Here is a 20,819-nt window from a genome sequence, read left to right as displayed (position 1 = left end):
CCTCTCTAAACGCCTGGTCCCATCTGCGGGTTCCCGGCGGCAACGGATACAGTCACGCCCAGGCAACCACGGGGACAGGAGAGGGCCATTACCGGCAACCGGCTGACGAGCTGGGCGTTCGCCGACGCCTTTGTCGCCGAGGACGAGGCACTGCACTGGGCCCGGGACCGGGCCCGGGAAGCAGGGCTGCGCTCGGTGTCGCCCGGCACGGGCGCCGCGCTGCGACTGCTCGCTGCCACCGTGGACGCCAAGGCGGTCGCGGAGATCGGTACCGGAACCGGAGTCTCCGGTATTCATCTGCTGCACGGCATGCGACCGGACGGCGTACTGACGACCGTGGATCCCGAGCCGGAGCACCAGCAGTTCGCCCGCCAGGCCTTCCGGGCGTCCGGCTTCGCCAGCAACCGGGCCCGCTTCATCCCGGGCCGCGCGCTGGACGTCCTGCCCCGGCTCGCGGACGCGGGCTACGACCTCGTCTTCTGCGACGGCGACCGGCTGGAGTGCCTCGACTACCTCGCTGAATCGTTGCGCCTGCTCCGAGTGGGCGGCCTCGTCGTCTTCGAGGGCGTGTTCGCGAACGGGCGCACGGTGGAGTCGGGCCCGCAGCCCACGGAGGTGCTGCGGCTGCGCGAACTGCTGCGCGCGATCCGCGAGAGCCAGGAGCTGGTTCCCTCACTGCTGCCGGTGGGCGACGGCCTGCTGTGCGCGGTCAAGCGCTGATCCGGGCCCCCTGAAACCCCCTGAGCCCCCGGAATCCCAGGAAATACCACTGCCCCGGCATCGCGTTGATGCCGGGGCAGTGGAAGGGTATGGTCGCGTTCCGCGTCAGCCGACGACCTTCTTGAGGGCGTCGCCGAGCGCGTCAGCCTCGTCGGGGGTCAGCTCCACGACGAGCCGTCCGCCGCCTTCGAGCGGAACGCGCATGACGATGCCCCGCCCCTCCTTTGTCACCTCGAGCGGGCCATCGCCCGTCCGCGGCTTCATGGCCGCCATGCTCGTTCCCCTTCCTGAAACCAGCTCATCGTCGCCGACGGCCCCGTTGAAGGGCACGCGTCCTCTCGTCGGACACGCGTCACCGGCATCGAACACATTGCTTCCCAGCCATTATCCCGCATCTCAGGACCCGATGACCAACATCAGTCGGCATCGCTTGCGCAACGCGCTTGATCAAAACCACCCATTTCGGCGGTGTGACTGCGATACTGCGCCACTGCATGGACTTTCGGACACCGGAATTCTTTGACGCAGGTCACATGTACGAACGCCGCCGCCCACCGTGATCTCCGCCATGCTGTCCTCGGAAGCAGTGCGTACCGACGGGTACGACGGATCCGCAACTCCTGAGGGGACCATCATGGCCGACACCGTGCTCTACGAGGTGAGCGACGGACTCGCGACGATCACGCTGAACCGCCCCGAGGCGATGAACGCGATGAACACCGCGACCAAGGTCGCCTTCCGCGAGGCGGCACAGGCCGCCGCGGCGGACGAGTCCGTACGGGCCGTGCTCCTCACCGCCGCCGGCGACCGGGCGTTCTGTGTGGGCCAGGACCTCAAGGAGCATGTCGGCGGACTGCTGGCGGCGCGCGAGTCGGGCGCGGGCGAGGGCGTCATGAGCACGGTCCAGGAGCATTACAACCCGATCGTGCGGGCTCTGACGGGTGCGGCGAAGCCGGTGGTGGCGGCCGTCAACGGCGTCGCGGCCGGCGCGGGTTTCGGCTTCGCGCTCGCCGCGGACTACCGCATCGTCGCCGACACGGCCGCCTTCAACACGTCGTTCGCCGGGGTCGCGCTCACCGCCGACTCCGGGATCTCCTGGACGCTGCCCCGGGTCGTCGGGCCCTCCCGCGCCGCCGACCTGCTGCTCTTCCCGCGCAGCATCACCGCGCAGGAGGCGTACGAGCTGGGGATCGCGAATCGGATCGTGCCGTCCGCGGAGCTGGCCGCGGAGGGGTTGAAGCTGGCCCGCTCCCTGGCCGAGGGGCCGACTCTCGCGTACGCCGCGCTCAAGGAGTCCCTCGCGTTCGGGCTCGCGCACTCGCTGGACGAGACCTTGGAGAAGGAGGACGAGCTGCAGACGCGGGCGGGGGAATCAGAGGATCACCTGATCGCCGTACAGGCGTTCGTCAACAAGGAGAAGCCGAAGTACCTGGGCCGGTAGCCGAAGGGGGACCGGATTGGTTCGGTTCGACGGTGCCGGTCCGGTGGGGGCCGGGCACGCAGTTCCCCGCGCCCCTAAAAGGCCCCCTTCGGGGCGCCTTTCCGGGAGGCGCAGTCCGCCAAATGGTCGTTGACCAGGCCGCAGGCCTGCATCAGGGCGTAGGCCGTGGTGGGGCCCACGAAGCGGATGCCCCGCTTCTTGAGGGTCCTGGAGAGGGCGGTCGACTCGTCGGTCACCGCCGGAACGTCGGACAGCGCCTTCGGGGCGGGGCGCGAGGCCGGGTCCGGGGCGAAGGACCAGATCAGCTCGTCCAGTTCGCCCGGCGCCCAGTCGACGAGCACGCGCGCGTTGGCGACCGTCGCCTCGATCTTGGCGCGGTTGCGGATGATCCCCGTGTCGGCGAGGAGACGCTCCTTGTCGGTGTCCGTGAAAGTCGCCACATCGGCGATCCTGAACGCCGCGAAGGCGGCCCGGAAGCCCTCGCGGCGACGCAGGATCGTGATCCAGGACAGACCCGACTGGAAGGCCTCCAGGCACAGCCGCTCGTACAGCGCGTCGTCGCCGTGGACCGGGCGCCCCCACTCCTCGTCGTGGTACGCCACGTAGTCGTCGGTGGACAGCGCCCAGGGGCAGCGCAGAGCCCCGTCCGCACCCTTCAGGGCGTCGCTCACCGGTGGTCCTCCTCCGCGGGCTTCTCCAGGGAGGTGGCCGGGGAGGCGGTCGCGGAGGGAGCCGTGGCCGAGCGGGCGCCGGACAGGGCGGCCTCCAGGTCGGCGATACGGGCGTCCCGCTCGGCCAGTTCGGCGCCGAGGCGGTTGAGGGCGTCGTCCACGTCCGCCATGCGGTAGCCGCGCAGGGTCAGCGGGAAGCGCAGCGCCTCCACGTCGCCGCGGTGCACCGGGCGGTCCGGGGGAAGCGGGTCCCGCAGACGCTCCGGCAGCGCCTCGGGGAGGGCGCCGCTGTCACCGCCTCCCACGACGGAGAGGGTCACCGCGCCGACCACGACGACGAGGGCGACGACCAGGAACAGGAACATGAACATCTCTGAGGTCCCCACGCTCTGATGCCGACGCGGGGCGCGTCGGCACGGAAAGTGTCAGGCACCGATCGTGCCATGCGACTCTGACCGTTAGGGTCGCAGGCGGCCCGACGGCGACAACTACTGGGAGAGGTCACAGGGGATGCTCAGGCTGGGCAGGCGCGAGTTCGACGCGCACGAGCCGGTGATCATGGCGATCGTGAACCGGACCCCGGACTCCTTCTACGACCAGGGAGCCACCTTCCGCGACGAGCCTGCGCTCGCACGCGTGGAGCAGGCGGTGTCCGAGGGAGCCGCCGTCATCGACATCGGCGGGGTCAAGGCCGGGCCGGGCGAGGAAGTGACCGCCGAGGAGGAGGCGCGGCGGACCGTCGGGTTCGTCGCCGAGGTACGGCGCCGCTTCCCCGACGTGATCATCAGCGTCGACACCTGGCGGCACGAGGTCGGCGAGGCCGTGTGCGAGGCCGGCGCGGACCTGCTGAACGACGCCTGGGGCGGGGTCGATCCGCGACTCGCCGAGGTCGCCGGGCGGTACGGGGTGGGCATCGTGTGCACGCACGCGGGCGGTACCCAGCCTCGTACGCGGCCGCATCGCATCGCCTACGACGACGTCATGGCCGACATCCTGGAGGTGACGGTGGGGCTGGCCGAGCGGGCGGTGTCCCTCGGGGTGCCCCGGGAGTCCGTGCTGATCGACCCTGGGCACGACTTCGGGAAGAACACGCGGCACAGTCTGGAGGCGACGCGGCGGCTCGGGGAGATGGTGTCCACGGGGTGGCCGGTGCTGGTGTCGTTGTCCAACAAGGACTTCGTGGGCGAGACGCTCGACCGGCCGGTCAAGGAGCGGGTGGTGGGGACGCTCGCGACCACTGCCGTGTCGGCGTGGCTGGGGGCTCAGGTGTATCGGGTGCATGAGGTCGCGGAGACGCGGCAGGTGTTGGACATGGTGGCGTCGATCGCGGGCCACCGTCCGCCGGCCGTGGCCCGGCGGGGGCTGGCGTAGGGGTTCTCGCCCCCGCCCCCCGTATCGCGCTGCGCGCTCGTCCTCAAACGCCGGACAGGCTGAGTGGGTAGCCCCTCCGGCGTTTGAGGAGCGGCGGGGGTCGGGGGCAGCGCCCCCGAGGCAGGGGCGGAAGCCCCTCCTACCTCCCCGCCTCCTTGGAGACCAGGGCCACCGCCTCGTCCACGTCGTCCGTGAGGTGGAACAGGAGCAGGTCCTTCTCCGACGCCTTGCCCTGGGCGATCAGGGTGTTCTTGAGCCAGTCGACCAGCCCGCCCCAGTACTCCGTACCGAAGAGCACGATCGGGAAGCGCGTGACCTTCTGGGTCTGCACGAGGGTGAGGGCCTCGAAGAGTTCGTCGAGCGTGCCGAGGCCGCCCGGCAGCACCACGAACCCCTGCGCGTACTTGACGAACATCATCTTGCGGACGAAGAAGTACCGGAAGTTGAGACCGATGTCGACGTACTCGTTGAGCCCCTGCTCGAAGGGCAGCTCGATGCCGAGGCCGACGGAGATGCCCTTCGCCTCGCAGGCGCCCCTGTTGGCGGCCTCCATGGCCCCGGGGCCACCGCCGGTGATCACCGCGAAGCCCGCCTCGACCAGGCCTCGGCCGAGCGCGACCCCCGCCTCGTACTCGGGCGAGCCCGCCGGTGTGCGCGCCGAGCCGAAAACACTGATGGCGGCCGGGAGTTCGGCCAGCGTGCCGAAGCCCTCGATGAACTCCGACTGGATGCGCAGCACGCGCCAGGGATCGGTGTGCACCCAGTCCGACGGCCCGCCGGCGTCCAGCAGCCGCTGGTCCGTCGTGCTCGCCTGCACCTGCCCCCGCCTGCGCAGCACGGGGCCCAGCTGCTGCTCCTCCGGTGGCTGCTTGCTGCCCTCGGGGTTGCCGGTAGCCATGTCCGCTCCCTCCGCTTGCCGATCGTTCCACCTCAGCGTAGATCTACACGGGTTAAGGAGGGGGGACGCCGGCATGTCCGCCTCGGATCGGGCCGCCGGCGCGGTGGCCGGTCAGGCCGTCAGCCAGGCCCTCAGCCGTTCCTCGCCCGCCAGGATTTTGGCGGTTTCGACCCGTTCGTCCCGCTTGTGTGCCAAGTGCGGATTGCCGGGGCCGTAGTTGACCGCCGGGACGCCCAGCGCGCTGAAGCGGGAGACGTCCGTCCAGCCGTACTTGGGCTGCGGGGTGCCTCCGACGGCCTCGATGAAGGCCGCCGCGGCCGGATGCGAGAGGCCGGGCAGCGCCGCCCCGCTGTGGTCGTCGACGACGAACTCGGCCACGCGGCAGTCGGCGAAGACCTCGCGGACGTGGGCGAGGGCCTCCTCCTCGCTGCGGTCGGGCGCGTAACGGAAGTTGACGCTCACCACGCACTCGTCGGGGATCACGTTGCCCGCCACCCCGCCCGAGATCCCGACGGCGTTCAGGCCCTCGCGGTATTCGAGGCCGTCGATGACCGGGTAACGCGGCTCGTAGGAGGCGAGGCGGGCGAGGATCGCGGAGGCGGCGTGGATGGCGTTCGAGCCCATCCAGCCGCGCGCCGAGTGCGCCCGCTCCCCCGTGGTCCTCAGGAGCACCCGCAGGGTCCCCTGGCAGCCGCCCTCGACCTGTCCGTCGGAGGGCTCCAGGAGGACCGCGAAGTCGCCCTCAAGCCACTCCGGACGGGCCTCGGCCACATGCTTGAGGCCGTTCAGGTCTGCGGCGACCTCTTCGTTGTCGTAGAAGATGAAGGTGAGGTCGCGGTTGGGGGCCGGCACCGTGGCCGCGATCCGCAGCTGTACCGCGACGCCCGACTTCATGTCGCAGGTGCCGCAGCCCCAGAGCACGCCGTCCTCGTCCAGGCGCGACGGCACGTTGTCCGCGATGGGCACCGTGTCGATGTGCCCGGCCAGGACCACGCGCTCGGCCCGGCCCAGGTTCGTCCGCGCGACGACGTTGTTGCCGTACCGGTCGACCGTGAGGTGCGGCAGGGCGCGCAGGGCGGTCTCGACGGCGTCCGCGAGGGGCTTCTCCGTGCCGCTCTCGGACGGGAAGTCGACGAGCCGCGCGGTGAGCCGGGCGGCGTCCAGCGTGAGGTCAAGAGGGGTGTCGGCCATGCCGTCGACCCTAACGCGCCCGGTCCTCGCGGCCTCCCCGGAGGCTTGTCCACGGGCCGGTGAATCTCCTCAACCTCACACGGCCCCGACAGTACTCTCCAGTACCTTGTACGCGTGCCTGAGCCGTCCCCCACTTCCGTCGCTCCCGTACGCCGTGGCCGCTTCCTCCGTTTCGGAGCGGCGCTCGTCGTACTGCTCGGCGTCGCGGCCTATCTCACCGTGCAGTACCTGACCGGCGGGTCCGGGGTGCCCAAGTGCACGGTCGTCTCGGCCGGGGACGACGGCACGTCGTACGAGTTCACTTCGGAGCAGGCGGTGAACGCGGCGACGATCTCGGCCGTCGGCACCAACCGCGGTATGCCCGAGCGGGCCGTCACGATCGCCCTCGCGACAGCCCTCCAGGAGTCCGCCCTGCGCAACCTCGGCCATGGCGACCGGGATTCACTGGGGCTCTTCCAGCAGCGGCCCTCGCAGGGCTGGGGCACCGAGCAGGAGATCCTGGATCCGGCGTACGCGGCGGGCGAGTTCTACGAGCATCTGGACAAGGTGCCCGACTACAAGCGACTGCCGCTCACCGTCGCCGCGCAGCGCGTCCAGCGCAGCGGCTACCCGGAGGCGTACGCGAAGCACGAGCCGGACGCGACGCTCCTCGCGGCGGCCCTGACCGGCCGCGCCGCCGCCACCCTCACCTGCGAGGGCCGCCCGGACACACGGCCCGGCGGCCCGGAGTCGGTACGCACCGCGCTGGTACGGGACTTCGGGCGCGGGGCCTTCCGGGAGGCGGGCGCCGCGGTGGCCACGAGCCCTTCGGCCGACCCGTCGGCAGATCCATCGGCAGACCCTGCGCTCACGCCGTCCACCCCGGCCGCGCCGTCCGCCTCCGTGAGCGGCTCCGGGGGCAAGCGCACGGTGACCGTGCCCGTGCCGAAGACCGCGGCCACCGGAGGCGGGCAGCGGCAGCGCGGCTGGGCCCTCGCGCACTGGGCCGTCGCCAACTCGTCCGCGCTGCACGTCGAACGGGTCTCCTACGCGGGCCGGGTGTGGACGGCCGGCAGCACCCGGAGCGAGTGGCGCGACGAGGATCCGGTCGCCCGGAACGCCGCGGGCGAGGTTCGAATCGTCACCGGGCAGTAGTACGGGCCCTCACCCGTTGGTGGCACTCCCGGCGTGCCAGGTCGACAGGCAGCCACGGTTTTCTGCGGCCCTTCCGCGCGCTTGTCCCGCATCTGCTCCGTGGACGCCAAATCCCTTGTCAGCAAAGGGCTGTAGGGATTCGGCGGACTGTGCGACCAGGCCTTCTTTGCCCGGGTTTCTCCACAGCCGATAATGCGACGCATTACCAACTCTTTACTTCGGGCCACCGCAACCTTCGCGGGCTTCGAGCGGTAGTCACTGCGTCCGAGCCCGGAAAGATCAACAGCCGGTCGGCAGCCAGTCGACAGTCCGTCGGTCAACTGCCGGGCACGGCGGAAGATTTCATCGTTCTCTCCCCGTCAAAGGAGCACCATGTCCCTCCCCCTGACCCGTCGGATCGCCCGTGTCGCGCTGCTCATCGCAGCGGGAGCGGCACCCGTGGTCGGTGCGGCCGGCTCCGCGAGCGCGGCCGCACTGCCGGCCACCCCCGACCTCGGCGGCCTGAGCGCGCTGGACAACGCGGGCACCACCGTGGACGGCGCCGCGCAGAACGCCACCGGGATGGCCGGCGAAACGGGCGGCAAGGCCGTGAAGAAGGCTGTGCCGTCCGCGGGCAAGACGGGCGGCAAGGCCGTCAAGACCGCGACGCCCGCCGCGCAGAAGACCGCCGGGGACGTTGCCGGGACCACGGGTGACGTGCTCGGTGACACCGCGGGGTCGGCGACCGGTGGTGGGCTGCCGACCGACGCGGTCTCGAAGGGCGGGCTGCCGACCGAGGGGCTGCCGCTGCAGGGGCTGCCGCTCGGCTGATCGGCTTGCCGTCTGCTCGGCTTGTGCGGTGAAGGGGCTCAGGGGTTTTCCCCTGGGCCCCTTTGCCCTTTGGCGCCTGCGCCTGCGCCTGCGGCGGGCTGGTGGGTTGTTGGGTGCGGGTGCGTCGTGGCTGGGCGCGCCGTTCCCCGCGCCCCTTGAGGGGGCTGGCCACGCGGTTTCGGGTGCGGGAGCGTCGTGGCTGGGCGCGCCGTTCCCCGCGCCCCTTGTGGGGGCTGGCCACGGGGTTTCGGGTGCGGGGGCGTCTCGGCCGGGCGCGCCGTTCCCCGCGTCCCTGAAAGGCTGCCCCTGCGGGGCGCCTTCAGGGGTCAGCCCGTCGTCAGGCGGGTTGTTGCCGCCTGGACTCTTTCGTCCGTTGCCGTCAGGGCCACCCTTACGAACTTGGCGCCCGCCGGGCCGTAGAAGTCGCCGGGGGCCACCAGGATGCCGAGGGCGGCCAGGTGGGCCACCGTGTCCCAGCAGGACTCGTCGCGGGTCGCCCAGAGGTAGAGGCTGGCCTCGCTGTGCTCGATGCGGAAGCCGTGCCGGACCAGGGCGTCGCGGAGGGCCTCGCGGCGGGCCGCGTACCGCTCGCGCTGCTCGTGGACGTGCGTGTCGTCGGAGAGGGCGGCCACCGTGGCGGCCTGCGTGGGCGCGGACGTCATCATGCCGCCGTGCTTGCGGATCTGGAGCAGGTCACCCAGGACGGCGGGGTCACCGGCGAGGAACGCCGACCGGTAGCCCGCGAGGTTCGACCGCTTCGACAGCGAGTGGACCGCGACGATCCCCTCGTACGAGCCGCCGCACACCTCGGGGTGCAGGACGGAGACCGGGTCGGCCTCCCAGCCCAGTTCGATGTAGCACTCGTCGGCGAGGACGAGGACACCGTGCTCGCGCGCCCAGGCGACGATCCGGGTGAGTTCCTGCTGGGAGAGCACGCGGCCTGTCGGGTTCGACGGGGAGTTGAGCCACAGCAGCTTCAGGCCGGTGGGGTCCAGGTCCGTCGGGTCGTCGTAGGCCACGTGGTCCGCGCGGGCGAGGCGGGCGCCGACCTCGTACGTCGGGTACGCCAGGCGCGGGTAGGCCACCCTCTCCCCCGGGCCGAGTCCCAGCTGGGTCGGCAGCCAGGCCACGAGTTCCTTGGAACCGACCACCGGCAGGACGTTGCGGTGGGTGAGGTCCCGGGCGCCAAGCCGTCGCCCGCACCAGCCGACCAGCGCGTCCCGCAGTTCCGGTGTGCCCCACACCGTCGGATAGCCGGGCGAGTCGGCGGCCGCGACCAGAGCTTTCTGGATCAGCTCGGGCACCGGGTCGACCGGGGTGCCGACGGAGAGGTCGACGATGCCGTCCGGGTGAGCGGCGGCCTTCGCCTTGAAGGGCTCCAGCTTGTCCCAGGGAAAGGCGGGAAGCCGGTCGGAGACTGCGGACACGGGTTCTGGCTCACTTTCTGCACGGCAGACACGGCAGACATGGCAGACAAGACAGACACGGCGGCCCCGCACGGCGGCGGGCCGTACGGGACCGAGACGGCGCCCACGGCTGCCGCCGGGCGGGGCCGCCGGCGTACGGGCCGCTTACTGGTTCTGCGGCGGCAGCGCTGCGACGAAGGGGTGGTCGCGCTCGATGAGTCCCAGCTTGCTGGCACCACCGGGCGAGCCGAGCTCGTCGAAGAACTCGACGTTCGCCTTGTAGTAGTCCTTCCACTCCTCGGGAGTGTCGTCCTCGTAGAAGATCGCCTCGACCGGGCAGACCGGCTCACAGGCACCACAGTCGACGCATTCGTCCGGGTGGATGTACAAGGACCGCTGGCCCTCGTAGATGCAGTCGACCGGGCACTCCTCGATGCACGCCTTGTCCTTGACGTCGACACAAGGCTGCGCGATGACGTAGGTCACGCTGTCGTTCCTCCTCGATAGGGCGCTGGCGAGCCGTCTTCAGGCTCCGCCACCTGGCGCGCGGGAGCGCGGCGTCGTCGATGCCCGCACCTAGTATCTCCGTTCTTGGGCATGATCCGAACAGGAGGGTTGGACTGAGCTGTGGATTTCTCTCCACATATCCGGCTGGAGGTCCGTGTCACCCCCGCTGACGTGGGCAAACGCGTCTCGGTGCGACGGATGCGCGAAGGGGCTCCCGCGGGTGAGAAGTTCACCGACACGGTCGGTGTTCTCACATCATGGGACAACGGTGTGCTGCTGATCACACGCCGGTCCGGGGAAAGCGTCCGCATTTCGGAATCGACGCTGGTGGCGGGCAAGGTCGTTCCCTCGGCGCCGGCCCGCAGACGGGGCCCCGCGGCCTCGTACGAGGAACTGGCGCGGGTCGCCGCACGGGCCTGGCAGCCGGTGGAGCGCGAACGGCTCGGCGAGTGGGAGCTGCGGGCCGCGTCCGGTTTCACCCGGCGCGCGAATTCGGTCCTGCCCCTCGGCGATCCGGGCGTGCCCCTGGACGAGGCGCTGTCGCTCGTACGGGAGTGGTACGCGGCCCGTGGGCTGCCCGCCTATACGCAGACCGCCACCGGCGCGGAGGGTACGCAGGAAGCGCTGTGCGCGGAGCTGGAGGCGCGGGGGTGGGTGCGTGAGGTGTCCGCGGAGCTGTGGACCGGCGCGCTGGCGCCGATGGCCGACCTCCCGGATACCGGCTCCGGCTCCGGCCGGACGGTCGCGCTGTCGCGCGAGGCCGACGAGGCGTGGCTGAGCCGCTACCAGCGCAAGGGCGTGAGCGAGGTGGCGCTGAAGGTGCTGGGCGGCGGGCCCTCGGTGTGGTTCGCGACCGTGCCCGGCAGCGAGCCGGGCGTGCCCGCGGCGATCGGCCGGTGTGTCGTCGACGGCCGCTGGGCCGGTTTCGCCGCGGTGGAGGTGGATCCCGCGCTGCGCCGCCAGGGCCTCGCCACCACGGTCATGACGGCGCTGGCCCGCCAGGCCCTGGCAGAGGGCGCCTCGGCGGCCTGGCTCCAGGTGGAATCGGACAACACGGGCGCCCGTTCCCTGTACACCCGCCTGACCTTCACCCCCCACCACGCCTACCACCACTACCGAGCCCCAACCCCGCCCCCCATCAAGGGCGCGGGGAACGGCGCGACCAGCCACGACGCCGCCGCACCCGACAGTCCCCTGTACCCAGGCCCCGCAAGGGGCGCGGGGAACGGCGCGGCCGGCCACGACGCACCCGCACCCGGCCGCCCCACGGACGCCCCCGAACCCCCTACTGAGAACCCCGCGGCGCGGACCCGGTATCGATCGGCGTGAAAGGGCACGAAGCAGCTATGCGTCCACTACATCCCCCCGACCCGGCGCGAAGCGCCGAATGGCGGCGGCGCTTCGGCGAAGAGGCACGAGCCGAACGCCCCGACCTGTCGGCCCTGTGTCTGCTGGTGGGCGCCCAGGCGGACGGCGAACTGACCGAGGCCGGGATGGACGCGGCCCAGATCGAGCTGGACCGGCTGGCCGGAGAGCTGCCGTTCCGGCCCGGCGGCCCCCGGTCCTGGGCGACGGCACTCTCCGAGCACCTCGGCGGCGGCCTCGGCTACCGCGGTACACCCGGCGACTACCAGCGACTGGAGTCCTCACTGCTGGACAAGGTGCTGAAGCGCCGCCGCGGACTGCCCATCCTGCTCTCCGTGGTGTGGATGGAGGTCGCGAGAAGGGCCGGGGCGCCCGTCTACGGAGTCGCCCTGCCCGGTCACTTCGTCGTCGGCTTCGGGCCGCCCGAGCAGCAGGTCCTCGTCGATCCCTTCGTCGGCGGGCGCGTACTGACCGGCACCGACGCGGAACTGCTGGTGGCCGGCGCCACCGGCTCGCCCCTCGACCCGTCCATGCTCTCGCCCGCCGATCCGCTCGACGTCGTCCTGCGCATCCTCAACAACATCCGCGCCTGGGCCGCCGCCCGTCCCGAACGCTCCGACGTGGCCCTCTGGGCGGTCGATCTCACCCTCCTGCTGCCCTCGCACCCGGCCCGCCTGCGTTACGAGCGCGCCCAGCTCCTCGTACAGCGCGGCGACTTCCTCACGGGAGCCACCGAACTCGACGCGTACGCGGAGATCGTGGCCGCCGTCGACGAACCGGCCGCGGCCCGCGTACGCAGCCAGGCGCACGCGGCCCGCGCGATGCTCAACTGACTCCCGGCCGACCCCTCAAGACGTCTTGGCGGCCAGTTCCCGCAGCGCCCCGCCACCGACCCGAAGTAGGCCGCTCGGTCAACTCCACGCCCAACTCGACCAGATGACGCAACCAGGGCCGGGCCCGGGCATCGCGACCGCCGGCCGTACTGCCGACCGGACAGCGTCCTCCGCGGCTGCCAACTCGTGCTCGCGCCCCGCTCGGGCAGCGATGCGGCGGACGTCCGGACAGGTCGAGAGGGCACCCGGCCATCACCCGGTGCCCTCTCGACCTTCCGCGAAGCGCGCAGCCGCTACGTGGGGTTGGTCTCGATCACTCCGACGCGGTCCGTCGCCGTCTTGCCGAGGAGTGCCTCACGCAGTGCGCCGACCACGTCCTGCGGGGTGACGGCGGTCTTCTTGCCGTTGCCCCGGGCGATCGTCACACCGTCGAACGCGCCGCCGTACAGTTCCTTCAGGGCGGGCAGGTCGTAGTAGTCGACCAGCTTGCCGTCGGCGGTGGCCTTGACGCCGAGGAACTTCCACAGGGAGTTCTCGGGGCTGAACTGGACCACCGCCGTGCCCGCCTTGACGGTCACGAGTCCGGACATCGCGGGCTGCGCGAACTCCTTCATCATGCGGTCGACCTCGGCCTTGGAGACCTTGGGCTCCTTCGCCGTGGTGGGCACCCGCACGGGAGCCGACTTCCCGGTCTCCACCTGGGTGCGGTACGCGTCCTCGACGGCCTCGGTCGACCGGCCGATGTCGATGCCCTGGCCCGCCTTGCCGTAGACGGCGACGGCCTTGCCCGACTGGAACTTGATCGTGCCCTCGGTCGCCGAACCGGAGCCGCCCGCGGCGCCTTCGAGGGCGGCGGCCAGCTTCTCCTCGTCGACGGGCATCACGGGGGCGACGACCCGCTCGTTGCCGAACAGCGAGCCGATCACCGAGACGGGGTTGTAGTCGCTGCCCGCGGCGGCCCGCACCGTGGCCTGGCTGTCGAGCTGGAGTCCGGCCTGGTCCGGCTTGAGCGCGACGGTGTCGCCCTCGACCGAGAGCTGCAGCGGTTTGGCGGCCGACGCCTTGAAGGCGTCGTCGAGCTTCTGGACGGCCTCGTCGCGCGTACCGCCGCCGATGTCCACACCGAGCACGCTGGTGCCCTTGGGGACATCGGAGTGGTTCATGAGCAGTCCGGCGCCGTAGGCGAGGCCGCCGAGGGTCACCACGCCGGTGACCAGCAGCACCAGCTTGTTGCGGCCCTTTTTCTTCTTCTTGGTCCGGGCTGCGGCGGGCGCGGCCGGTGAGACCGGTTCCGGCAGCTTCGGGGGCTGGTGCGGCAGGGGTCCGTCGGTGTGCGCGCCCGGTCCGAACGGCGAGTTCGGGGCGGGGGGCACGACGGGGATGCCGCTGGTGAGGGTATGTCCGGATACGTTCTCACCGGCGCCGCCGTAGCCCGGCGCGCCCGGTTCGGGCGCGGGGATCTGCGGGGTGAGGATCGCGGTGTCGTCGCTCAGGCCGCCACCGGGGCGGCCGGCCCCCGCGGGGGCACCGGAGAAGGCGGAGCCGCTCTGGGGCCCCTTGCCGCCGGGGAAGCCCGAGGCGTCCGGGGCACCGGGAGCGCCCGGACCACCGGGGCCGGGGCCGCCGGGAGCACGGTGGCTGCCGGGGCCGCCGGGGCCCGCGGGCGCGCCGGGGTTGCCGGGAGCGCCCTGACCGCCGGGAGCACGGTGGCCGCCCGGGCCCGCAGGGGCGCCGGGGCCGCCGGGGCCGATCGCACGGTGACCACCTGGGCCGGGCTGGCCGCCGGGAGCACCACCGGGGCCACCGGGACCACCGGGGAAGCCCTGACCGCTCTGACCGCCCGGAGCGCCGGGGGCCGCCAGGGGCGTGTCGCCGCTGACCGGGCCGCCGGTCGGGCCCACGGGCCCGCGCTGACCGCCCTGGCCGTTCTGTACGCCTTGGTCGGCCTGGCCGCCCTGGCCGCCGTCGGAGAAGTACGGGAGTACGTCGCGGCGCGGTTCGGCGCCGCCGTTGTCGCCCGCCGTGGCGCCCGTCGGATAGGGCGATCCGCCCGGCCCGGTGCCCAGCGGCCCCGCCGCCAGCGCCCGGGAGACGTCGAAGGAGCCGGTACCGCCGCCGTGGCCGGGGGCCACAGGTCCGGTGCCGCCCGCGCCGGCCGCCCCCGCGCCGCTGGTACCGCCGCCGGGCCGCGCTGCGGGCGTACCGGGTGCGCCGGGTGCGCCGGAGGGGCCAACTCCCCCACCGGCACCCGTCGCCGGGCCCTGGGCGCTCGAACCGGCCGCCATACCCGCGCCGTTGGCGTTGCCGCCGCCCGGTCCGCCCTTCGGCGCACCGGCCTTGCGGGGGGCGAACCAGTCGCTCCGCTTCTCCTCGGCGCCGCCACCGCCGCCGGCGCCACCGGCACCGGGCATGGGGTGGGACCCCGTGTCGGAGTCCACGGGCCCGCCGGGACCGGTGGCCGGTCCGGCGTCCGGGGCGGCGGACCGGGACGCACCTGTGGCGTCGGAGGACTCCGCGTTGGCCACGGGCGTGCGCACGACGACCGGCGGAATCGGCCGGGATCCGGGGATGTTGATACGGATCCGCGTCGTCAGCGTGGTCTCGGTCTTGGGCTGTTCCGGCCGGTCACCGGCGGCACGCCCCGCGTCGGCGGTGCCGTCGGACGCCATCGGCGTTCCGTACGGCGGAGTCCCCGACGGGTATGCGGTTCCCCCGCGCCCGTTGGGCCCGGAGGACGAACTGTCAGTTTCACGACTCAAGGCAGGTTCTCCTGGTTGGCTCCACCGCCCGGTTACTCGACCTCGACCTCGATTCGGGCGGCTCGGCGGCGCGCTCCACCATACTGGCCACTTGTCCCGCTCATTTTGCGGCCGTCGGGGAAACCCACACCGGACTCGCACCTGCGAGCTGTGGCGAAGTGGTACGTCACTTGCCAAGTCGGGCGGCGCCGCCGCTTGGTTGCCGCCCCTGGCCAAGGGTGGCGCACATCACAGCCACCGCCATACCGCCGAGCAGGAAGAGATAGGAGCCCGCTCCCGCAGCGAAGAGGAAGTCGCCCTCGGGGCGGCTGGCGGTGAGCAGGACGACGGCGATCATCCAGCCGGCCGCGGGTGCGACCGCACCGGCCCGGCCGCCGGTCGCGCGCGATCCCCCGAGGAACAGGCCCGCCGCACCGGCCAGCGCGAGCAGCAGCCCGCCCGGGAACCAGCCCGACTGGACCAGCGCCCCGGCCGCCGCGACCACGGCGCCGAGTACGAAGAGGCCCAGGTGGACGACGATCCGGACGGCCGACGGCGGGCGCAGGGGCTGGGCGAGCATGGCGCCCGCGTTCGACCGGTCCGCGTACGAACGGTTCGCGTTCGACCTGTTCGCCGCGTTCATCGGGTACCGCCCTCGGTGGTTGCTTCTGTGATCCCTGCGAACAGATCGGTCTCCCGGCCCGTCCCGGCGCGTTCGCCGCGCACCAACTCGTAGTACTCCACGAGGAAGAGGGGCTGCGCGAGCCGGTTGGAGAGGGCGAACCAGGGTTCGGCGACCTCGATCTGGGTGGCGTGCGCCCGCATAGCGGCGGCCTTGGCCGCGCCCTGGGCGGTGCCGTCGATCTCCGTGGTGACCACCGGGTCGTCCACCACGCCCGGCACGTCGTCGACCGTCGCGGCTGCGGGGAACGGCAGTTCGTCGAGTACGTCCTTCAGCCGGGCGAAGCCCTCCTCGGCGACGGAACGCGGCACGCGGTTCCAGTAGATCTTCGCGATCGCCCACGGTTCGCCGAGGTCGGTCCGGAAGTCCGGCTCGGCCGCCAGGTCGGCGGCGCGCATGGCGACGCGGTGGGCCTGGATGTGATCCGGGTGGCCGTATCCGCCGTCCGGGTCATAGGTGACGAGCACGTGGGGGCGTACCTCGCGGATCACACCGACCAGATGCGCGGCGGCTTCATCCACATCCGCGCGCCAGAAGCAGCGCGGGTTGTCGTTGTCCGGGAGGCCCATCATCCCGGAGTCCTCGTAGCGGCCGGCGCCGCCGAGCGAGCGGGTGTCCCGCACGCCCAGTGCGCGCATCGCCTCGGCGAGCTCCGCCAGGCGGTGCTCGCCGAGCTGCTCTCCCGACAGATGCGCGAGTCCGGGCGGGATGACCTCGCCCAGTTCGCCCCGTGTGCAGGTCACGAGGGTGACCTGGGCGCCCGTGGCCGCGTACCCGGCCATGGTGGCGCCGTTGTTGATCGCCTCGTCGTCCGGGTGCGCGTGCACCAGGAGCAGACGCCCGGCGGGCAGTTCCGTCATGCCCTCACCCTACGAGGCGCACGCGGCCGCACGGCACGTGCCCGACGGCCCGTCCGTCACTTGTCCGCGCGCACTCGGACGGGCGTGGGTTCCGTCACCCGGCAGTCCCGGCAGCGGCCCGGTTCGGGGGTGCGGAAGGCGCGGTCGCAGCCGTCGCAGTTGTGCAGCGGGTACCGGCGGACGGCCGGTGACTCCGGTGCGGTCGGGCGGATCGGGGCCGGGGGCGGCAGCTGGGCGGCGAGGCGGTGGGCCGGCAGAGCGGCAGGCCGCCGACGACAGGCCCTAGGCCCTCCGGAGGCAGGTCCGAGGTCTGCGCGTGCCGTACGGCGGTCGGGCCGACGTCCCGCTCCAGCCAGGCGGCGACACCGGGGACGAGGAGGAGCCCCGGGTTGTGGCGCCGGAGGCCCGCGAGAAGGTCCGTGGCGGCTTGGAGGAGGGCGGGGGCGGCGTAGGCGGGGCGCGGTACGGCGGGGAGCGGGGCGGCTTACGAGGCCGTGCGGTGGGCACGCCGGGTGCGCGCGCCTTCAGTTGCTCCGGCGCGTCCGGCTTCGAGGGCTCCGCGTGCCTCCCAGCGCTCTCGGGGCTTTCGGGGCCCTCCGACGAGAAAGGGGCTCCGCATCCTTGAACTGCGGTACGGCACCATCCGAGCGCAGGCTCGCCCGCCACGGGAGTCGCCGGCCTTCATCGAGCAACTGCCGGGAGAGACATGGTCCGCAAGACTGCCGCCGGACACGCCTCCGAACCGGCGTGGTGCAAAAGCAACTACATCGTGCCGTACGGGTCCGAAGGCTGAGCGGACCGGCTACCGGGCCCCGGCCTCCGGCCGGGCGTGGGCCCCGGCCTCCCGCGGCCCAGAGCCCACTCCCGTACCGGGGTCAGAACTTGATGTCTCCGATCATGCCGGCGATGTTCGTGGTCAGCTCGTTGATCGTCGGGGCGATCGTCGAGCTCGCCAGGTAGAAGCCGAGCAGGACACACACGATGGCGTGAGGCGCCTTCAGCCCTGATTTCTTGACCAGGATGAAGACGATGATCGCCAGTAGCACCACCGCCGAAATCGAAAGTGCCACGGCGGCTCACCTCCAAAGATCCCAGGGACAACGGGGGGTGGGGTCGAACATTGGGGGGCAGCAAATCCATACAGCAGTCACCGGGTTGATACCCACACAGCGCTAGTGATCATAACTATTCGTGCGTGCGCATTGATCGGCGCACGGCCGCACAAGGGGGCGCATGGCCAATATGGTCGGAGCATGACGACCGAGCCTCTCTCCTTTCCGCGCCGGCAGGCGCGCACCCTGCGTTTCACGCTGGGCGCGCCCCGCGCGTTCACCGTGGCGCCCGATGGTTCACGTGTGGTGTTCCTGCGGTCCTCGTCCGGCACGGACCGGGCGAACCAGTTGTGGGTTCTCGACGTGGCGAGCGGCGAGGAGCGCCCGGCAGCCGACCCGGGGGCGCTCCTCGGGGGTTCCTCCGAGCGTCTCCCGGCGGCGGAACGGGCCCGTCGCGAGCGCAGCCGCGAGGGGGGCGCGGGCATCGTCGGCTACGCCACGGACGCCGCCGTGGAGTTGGCGTCCTTCGCCCTGTCGGGGCGGCTCTTCACCGCCGAGTTGAGGGCCGGCACCGCACGTGAACTGCGGGTTCGCGGACCGGTGATCGACCCCCGCCCGTCCCCCGACGGACGGCTCGTCGCGTACGTCGCCGGGGGCACCCTGCGCGTCGTCGGCGCCGAGGGCGAGGACGACCGGGCGCTCGCGGAGCCCGAGTCGGACACGGTCGCCTACGGGCTCGCCGAGTTCGTCGCGGCCGAGGAGATGGGCCGCTCACGGGGCTTCTGGTGGTCCCCGGAGTCGGACCGCCTGCTGGTGGCGCGGGCCGACGACGCCCCCGTACGCCGCTGGTGGATCTCGGACCCCGCGCATCCCGAGCGGGAGCCGCAGCAGGTCGCGTATCCGGCGGCGGGCACCGACAACGCGGAGGTCCGGCTTTTCGTACTGGGACTCGACGGGGCACGTACGGAGGTCCGGTGGGACCGGGCCCGTTACCCGTACCTGGCGCGAGTGCACTGGTCGGCCGCCGGGGCCCCGCTGTTGCTCGTACAGGCGCGCGACCAGGCGAGTCAGCTCTATCTGGCCGTCGATCCGGACAGCGGGACGACCAGGATGGTGCACGCGGACGAAGATCCGATTTGGCTTGATCTTTTCCCTGGTGTGCCGAGCTGGAGCCCGAGCGGACAGCTCGTGCGGATCACCGACGAGGGAGGGGCGCGTGTGCTGGCAGTGGGCGAGCGCCCCCTCACGGGGCCGCAGTTGCACGTGCGCGCCGTGCTCGACGTGTCCGACGACGACGTGCTCGTGTCCGCGTCGGCCGGCACCGACGCGGCCGACCCCGAGATCGGGGAGGTGCACGTCTACCGGGTCAACGACCTCGGCATGGAACGGATCTCCCAGGAGCCCGGCGTGCACTCGGCGGTCCGGGCGGGCGGTGTGACCGTACTCGTGTCGGCCGTGCCCGACCGGCCCGGGGCGCAGGTCAAGGTATTGCGCGACGGGGGCCGCAAGGCGACGGGGAACGCCCGGACCGGCGCCCGCGCGGTGCCGGTGACCGTGGCCTCGTACGCCGAGCACCCCGGAACGAGCCCGCGCGTGCACCTCACGGAAGCCGGTGAGCGCCGGGTACCGTGCGCCGTCGTGCTCCCCACGGGCTACACCGACGGTCCGCTGCCGGTGCTCATGGACCCCTACGGCGGGCCGCACGGACAGCGGGTGCTGGCGGCGCACAACGCGTACCTCGCGCCCCAGTGGTTCGCCGACCAGGGGTTCGCCGTGGTCGTGGCGGACGGGCGGGGCATGCCGGGCCGCTCACCGGCCTGGGAGAAGGCGGTCAAGGACGATCTGGCGGCGGTCGTCCTCGACGACCAGGTCCACGCGCTCCAGGCCCTCGCCGAGCGCTTCCCGCTGGATCTGACCCGGGTGGCGATCCGCGGCTGGTCGTTCGGCGGCTATCTCGCGGGGCTCGCGGCGCTGCGCCGCCCCGACGTCTTCCACGCGGCCGTGGTGGGCGCGCCGGTCACCGACCAGCGGCTGTACGACACCCACTACACGGAGCGGTATCTGGGCGACCCGAACCGGCAGCCCGAGGTGTACGCGGCGAACTCACTGATCGACGACGACGGCCTCGTGGGGGCGGTCGAACCGGCGCGGCCCATGATGATCGTGCACGGCCTCGCCGACGACAACGTGGTGGTCGCGCACTCCCTGCGGCTGTCCTCCGCGCTGCTGGCCGCGGGCCGTCCGCACGAGGTGCTGCCGCTGTCCGGGGTCACGCACATGACCCCGCAGGAACAGGTCGCGGAGAATCTGCTGCTGCTCCAGGTGGACTTCCTGAAGCGGTCACTGGGACTGCGGTAGGCGGACCGAGGTAGGCAGACCGCGGCAGGCGGACCGCGGTGGGCGGGACCCGAAGGACGGCCGGGACCCACCGCCCGGTCGGTCTCTACCGCAGAGCGCGGACCAGCAGGTCGATCAGCCGCCGGTAGGTGTCCTGCGAGCCGGACACCTGCCCGATGCCACCCAGCTCCAGGTGGACCGCGCCGTGCAGGGCCGTCCAGACCACCTGCGCGGCCTCCCCCGAGTCGGCGAACCCCTCGGGGGTGCGGCGGCCGGCGAGGTCCTGGACCAGCTCGATCAGGACCTCGAACACCGCATGGCCGTACACCGATGCCTCGGAACCCGTCCGGGCGACCGGTCCGCCGCCGCCGAAGATGAGCGCGTAGCGCTGCGGATGCGCGAGCGCGAAGTGCCGGTACCCGTCGCAGGCCTGACGGAAGCGCAGCTCGGGGTCCGGCGACCGGTCCACCTCGACCGCGAGCCAGAGATCGTTCAGCGCCCGGACGGCCAGAGCGCCGAGCAGTCCCTCCTTGTTGCCGAACCGGTTGTACACGCCCATGGGCGCGACCTCGGCCTCGCGGGCGACCGCGCGCACGGTGACCGAGGCCAGGCCCTCGCGGTCGAGCACGTTCTGCGCCGCGTCCAGCAGGACCGCGTGCAGTCGGTCGCTCGCCGTACGGCGCCTGGACGGCGGGCCCGCTCCGGTACTCATCCGTCGTACTCCTCCTGTTCGGCCCGCCGGGCGGGCAAGCCTGTATAACATCGTTCTACAGCGCGTTTCCTCGTGCCCACCTCGCAGCAAC

At 72.3% G+C, this 20,819-nt stretch carries 20 protein-coding genes and 2 pseudogenes; 9 read left to right on the top strand and 13 right to left on the bottom strand.

What is annotated here, in order from left to right:
- The first annotated feature begins 21 nt into the window (after positions 1-21).
- Entirely contained in the window at positions 22-720 is a 699-nt protein-coding gene (locus ACH4DZ_RS11275; RefSeq protein WP_281403130.1) for an O-methyltransferase, read from the top strand.
- A 105-nt stretch (positions 721-825) separates the two neighbouring features.
- On the opposite strand, the gene ACH4DZ_RS11270 is transcribed toward ACH4DZ_RS11275, so the two are convergent.
- Positions 826-993 carry a DUF3117 domain-containing protein gene (locus ACH4DZ_RS11270; protein ID WP_003966491.1) on the bottom strand — a complete coding sequence of 56 codons (168 nt, stop codon included), beginning with the start codon at positions 991-993 and terminating at the stop codon, positions 826-828.
- A 361-nt stretch (positions 994-1,354) separates the two neighbouring features.
- On the opposite strand from ACH4DZ_RS11270, the gene ACH4DZ_RS11265 reads away from it, so the two are divergent.
- On the top strand, positions 1,355-2,161 hold the full coding sequence (locus tag ACH4DZ_RS11265) for an enoyl-CoA hydratase/isomerase family protein (protein ID WP_398286762.1): 807 nt from the start codon (positions 1,355-1,357) through the stop codon (positions 2,159-2,161).
- A gap of 74 nt (positions 2,162-2,235) precedes the next feature.
- Here ACH4DZ_RS11265 and ACH4DZ_RS11260 read toward each other — a convergent pair whose 3' ends face one another.
- Both ACH4DZ_RS11260 and ACH4DZ_RS11255 read right to left on the bottom strand, forming a co-directional pair.
- Entirely contained in the window at positions 2,236-2,832 is a 597-nt protein-coding gene (locus tag ACH4DZ_RS11260; RefSeq protein WP_398286761.1) for a DNA-3-methyladenine glycosylase I, read from the bottom strand.
- Complete coding sequence (locus ACH4DZ_RS11255; RefSeq protein WP_398287074.1) at positions 2,829-3,203, bottom strand: DivIVA domain-containing protein; 375 nt, start codon at positions 3,201-3,203, stop codon at positions 2,829-2,831. Before ACH4DZ_RS11255 ends, ACH4DZ_RS11260 begins: the two co-directional genes overlap by 4 nt.
- A 139-nt stretch (positions 3,204-3,342) precedes the next feature.
- Here ACH4DZ_RS11255 and folP point away from each other — a divergent pair, with 139 nt between their 5' ends.
- Positions 3,343-4,203, top strand: a complete 861-nt coding sequence (folP, locus tag ACH4DZ_RS11250) for a dihydropteroate synthase (RefSeq protein WP_107020186.1) — start codon at positions 3,343-3,345, stop codon at positions 4,201-4,203.
- Between the two features lie 139 nt (positions 4,204-4,342).
- Here the strand turns inward: folP and ACH4DZ_RS11245 are convergent, their stop codons facing one another.
- Both ACH4DZ_RS11245 and dapE read right to left on the bottom strand, forming a co-directional pair.
- Positions 4,343-5,101 carry a TIGR00730 family Rossman fold protein gene (locus ACH4DZ_RS11245; RefSeq protein ID WP_398286759.1) on the bottom strand — a complete coding sequence of 253 codons (759 nt, stop codon included), beginning with the start codon at positions 5,099-5,101 and terminating at the stop codon, positions 4,343-4,345.
- A 111-nt stretch (positions 5,102-5,212) separates the two neighbouring features.
- Entirely contained in the window at positions 5,213-6,292 is a 1,080-nt protein-coding gene (gene dapE, locus ACH4DZ_RS11240; protein ID WP_398286757.1) for a succinyl-diaminopimelate desuccinylase, read from the bottom strand.
- A 114-nt stretch (positions 6,293-6,406) separates the two neighbouring features.
- Here dapE and ACH4DZ_RS11235 point away from each other — a divergent pair, with 114 nt between their 5' ends.
- Positions 6,407-7,426, top strand: a complete 1,020-nt coding sequence (locus ACH4DZ_RS11235) for a heavy metal transporter (protein ID WP_398286756.1) — start codon at positions 6,407-6,409, stop codon at positions 7,424-7,426.
- Positions 7,427-7,798: 372 nt separating this feature from the next.
- Positions 7,799-8,236: an ATP-binding protein gene (locus ACH4DZ_RS11230; RefSeq protein WP_398286754.1), complete on the top strand. Its 438-nt coding sequence runs from the start codon at positions 7,799-7,801 to the stop codon at positions 8,234-8,236.
- Positions 8,237-8,562: 326 nt separating this feature from the next.
- On the opposite strand, the gene ACH4DZ_RS11225 is transcribed toward ACH4DZ_RS11230, so the two are convergent.
- Together ACH4DZ_RS11225 and fdxA are read right to left on the bottom strand one after the other, a co-directional pair.
- Positions 8,563-9,663 carry a bifunctional succinyldiaminopimelate transaminase/glutamate-prephenate aminotransferase gene (locus tag ACH4DZ_RS11225; RefSeq protein WP_398286753.1) on the bottom strand — a complete coding sequence of 367 codons (1,101 nt, stop codon included), beginning with the start codon at positions 9,661-9,663 and terminating at the stop codon, positions 8,563-8,565.
- A 144-nt stretch (positions 9,664-9,807) separates the two neighbouring features.
- Entirely contained in the window at positions 9,808-10,128 is a 321-nt protein-coding gene (gene fdxA / locus ACH4DZ_RS11220) for a ferredoxin (protein ID WP_003973842.1), read from the bottom strand.
- A gap of 291 nt (positions 10,129-10,419) precedes the next feature.
- On the opposite strand from fdxA, the gene ACH4DZ_RS11215 reads away from it, so the two are divergent.
- Together ACH4DZ_RS11215 and ACH4DZ_RS11210 are read left to right on the top strand one after the other, a co-directional pair.
- Positions 10,420-11,478 carry a GNAT family N-acetyltransferase gene (locus ACH4DZ_RS11215; protein WP_398287073.1) on the top strand — a complete coding sequence of 353 codons (1,059 nt, stop codon included), beginning with the start codon at positions 10,420-10,422 and terminating at the stop codon, positions 11,476-11,478.
- 17 nt (positions 11,479-11,495) lie between these two features.
- On the top strand, positions 11,496-12,347 hold the full coding sequence (locus ACH4DZ_RS11210; protein ID WP_398286751.1) for a tetratricopeptide repeat protein: 852 nt from the start codon (positions 11,496-11,498) through the stop codon (positions 12,345-12,347).
- Between the two features lie 293 nt (positions 12,348-12,640).
- Here ACH4DZ_RS11210 and ACH4DZ_RS11205 read toward each other — a convergent pair whose 3' ends face one another.
- The 4 genes and pseudogenes from ACH4DZ_RS11205 to ACH4DZ_RS11190 form a co-directional block, all read right to left on the bottom strand.
- A complete protein-coding gene (locus tag ACH4DZ_RS11205) occupies positions 12,641-15,016 on the bottom strand; it encodes a hypothetical protein (RefSeq protein WP_398286750.1) in 2,376 nt (791 codons plus the stop codon).
- A 256-nt stretch (positions 15,017-15,272) separates the two neighbouring features.
- Complete coding sequence (locus tag ACH4DZ_RS11200) at positions 15,273-15,665, bottom strand: DUF6113 family protein (protein ID WP_398287072.1); 393 nt, start codon at positions 15,663-15,665, stop codon at positions 15,273-15,275.
- A 59-nt stretch (positions 15,666-15,724) separates the two neighbouring features.
- Positions 15,725-16,627, bottom strand: a complete 903-nt coding sequence (gene mshB, locus ACH4DZ_RS11195) for an N-acetyl-1-D-myo-inositol-2-amino-2-deoxy-alpha-D-glucopyranoside deacetylase (RefSeq protein WP_398286749.1) — start codon at positions 16,625-16,627, stop codon at positions 15,725-15,727.
- Between the two features lie 56 nt (positions 16,628-16,683).
- Positions 16,684-17,102: pseudogene (locus ACH4DZ_RS11190) on the bottom strand (helix-turn-helix domain-containing protein); the annotation flags it as partial.
- A 97-nt stretch (positions 17,103-17,199) separates the two neighbouring features.
- On the opposite strand from ACH4DZ_RS11190, the pseudogene ACH4DZ_RS11185 reads away from it, so the two are divergent.
- Positions 17,200-17,334 (top strand): annotated as a pseudogene (locus ACH4DZ_RS11185) (transcriptional regulator); the annotation flags it as partial.
- A 168-nt stretch (positions 17,335-17,502) separates the two neighbouring features.
- Here ACH4DZ_RS11185 and ACH4DZ_RS11180 read toward each other — a convergent pair.
- Positions 17,503-17,697, bottom strand: a complete 195-nt coding sequence (locus ACH4DZ_RS11180; RefSeq protein WP_107020199.1) for a hypothetical protein — start codon at positions 17,695-17,697, stop codon at positions 17,503-17,505.
- Between the two features lie 183 nt (positions 17,698-17,880).
- On the opposite strand from ACH4DZ_RS11180, the gene ACH4DZ_RS11175 reads away from it, so the two are divergent.
- A complete protein-coding gene (locus ACH4DZ_RS11175) occupies positions 17,881-20,037 on the top strand; it encodes a prolyl oligopeptidase family serine peptidase (RefSeq protein WP_398286748.1) in 2,157 nt (718 codons plus the stop codon).
- Between the two features lie 85 nt (positions 20,038-20,122).
- On the opposite strand, the gene ACH4DZ_RS11170 is transcribed toward ACH4DZ_RS11175, so the two are convergent.
- Positions 20,123-20,728: a TetR/AcrR family transcriptional regulator gene (locus tag ACH4DZ_RS11170; protein ID WP_398286747.1), complete on the bottom strand. Its 606-nt coding sequence runs from the start codon at positions 20,726-20,728 to the stop codon at positions 20,123-20,125.
- Positions 20,729-20,819 lie beyond the last annotated feature (91 nt).

Origin of the sequence: Streptomyces sp. NPDC017991 (assembly GCF_044328075.1) — a bacterium.
GTDB lineage: Bacteria > Actinomycetota > Actinomycetes > Streptomycetales > Streptomycetaceae > Streptomyces.
This window is presented reverse-complemented; position numbering and strand designations above follow the sequence as displayed.

Coding starts and splice junctions, on each gene's coding strand:
- ACH4DZ_RS11200 (WP_398287072.1), bottom strand. CDS start 15,665: ATGCTCGCCCAGCCCCTGCGCCCGCCGTCGGCCGTCCGGATCGTCGTC.
- ACH4DZ_RS11245 (WP_398286759.1), bottom strand. CDS start 5,101: ATGGCTACCGGCAACCCCGAGGGCAGCAAGCAGCCACCGGAGGAGCAG.
- ACH4DZ_RS11210 (WP_398286751.1), top strand. CDS start 11,496: ATGCGTCCACTACATCCCCCCGACCCGGCGCGAAGCGCCGAATGGCGG.
- mshB (WP_398286749.1), bottom strand. CDS start 16,627: ATGACGGAACTGCCCGCCGGGCGTCTGCTCCTGGTGCACGCGCACCCG.
- ACH4DZ_RS11230 (WP_398286754.1), top strand. CDS start 7,799: ATGTCCCTCCCCCTGACCCGTCGGATCGCCCGTGTCGCGCTGCTCATC.
- ACH4DZ_RS11175 (WP_398286748.1), top strand. CDS start 17,881: ATGACGACCGAGCCTCTCTCCTTTCCGCGCCGGCAGGCGCGCACCCTG.
- ACH4DZ_RS11170 (WP_398286747.1), bottom strand. CDS start 20,728: ATGAGTACCGGAGCGGGCCCGCCGTCCAGGCGCCGTACGGCGAGCGAC.
- ACH4DZ_RS11205 (WP_398286750.1), bottom strand. CDS start 15,016: ATGGCGTCCGACGGCACCGCCGACGCGGGGCGTGCCGCCGGTGACCGG.
- folP (WP_107020186.1), top strand. CDS start 3,343: ATGCTCAGGCTGGGCAGGCGCGAGTTCGACGCGCACGAGCCGGTGATC.
- dapE (WP_398286757.1), bottom strand. CDS start 6,292: ATGGCCGACACCCCTCTTGACCTCACGCTGGACGCCGCCCGGCTCACC.
- ACH4DZ_RS11265 (WP_398286762.1), top strand. CDS start 1,355: ATGGCCGACACCGTGCTCTACGAGGTGAGCGACGGACTCGCGACGATC.
- ACH4DZ_RS11255 (WP_398287074.1), bottom strand. CDS start 3,203: ATGTTCATGTTCCTGTTCCTGGTCGTCGCCCTCGTCGTCGTGGTCGGC.
- ACH4DZ_RS11270 (WP_003966491.1), bottom strand. CDS start 993: ATGGCGGCCATGAAGCCGCGGACGGGCGATGGCCCGCTCGAGGTGACA.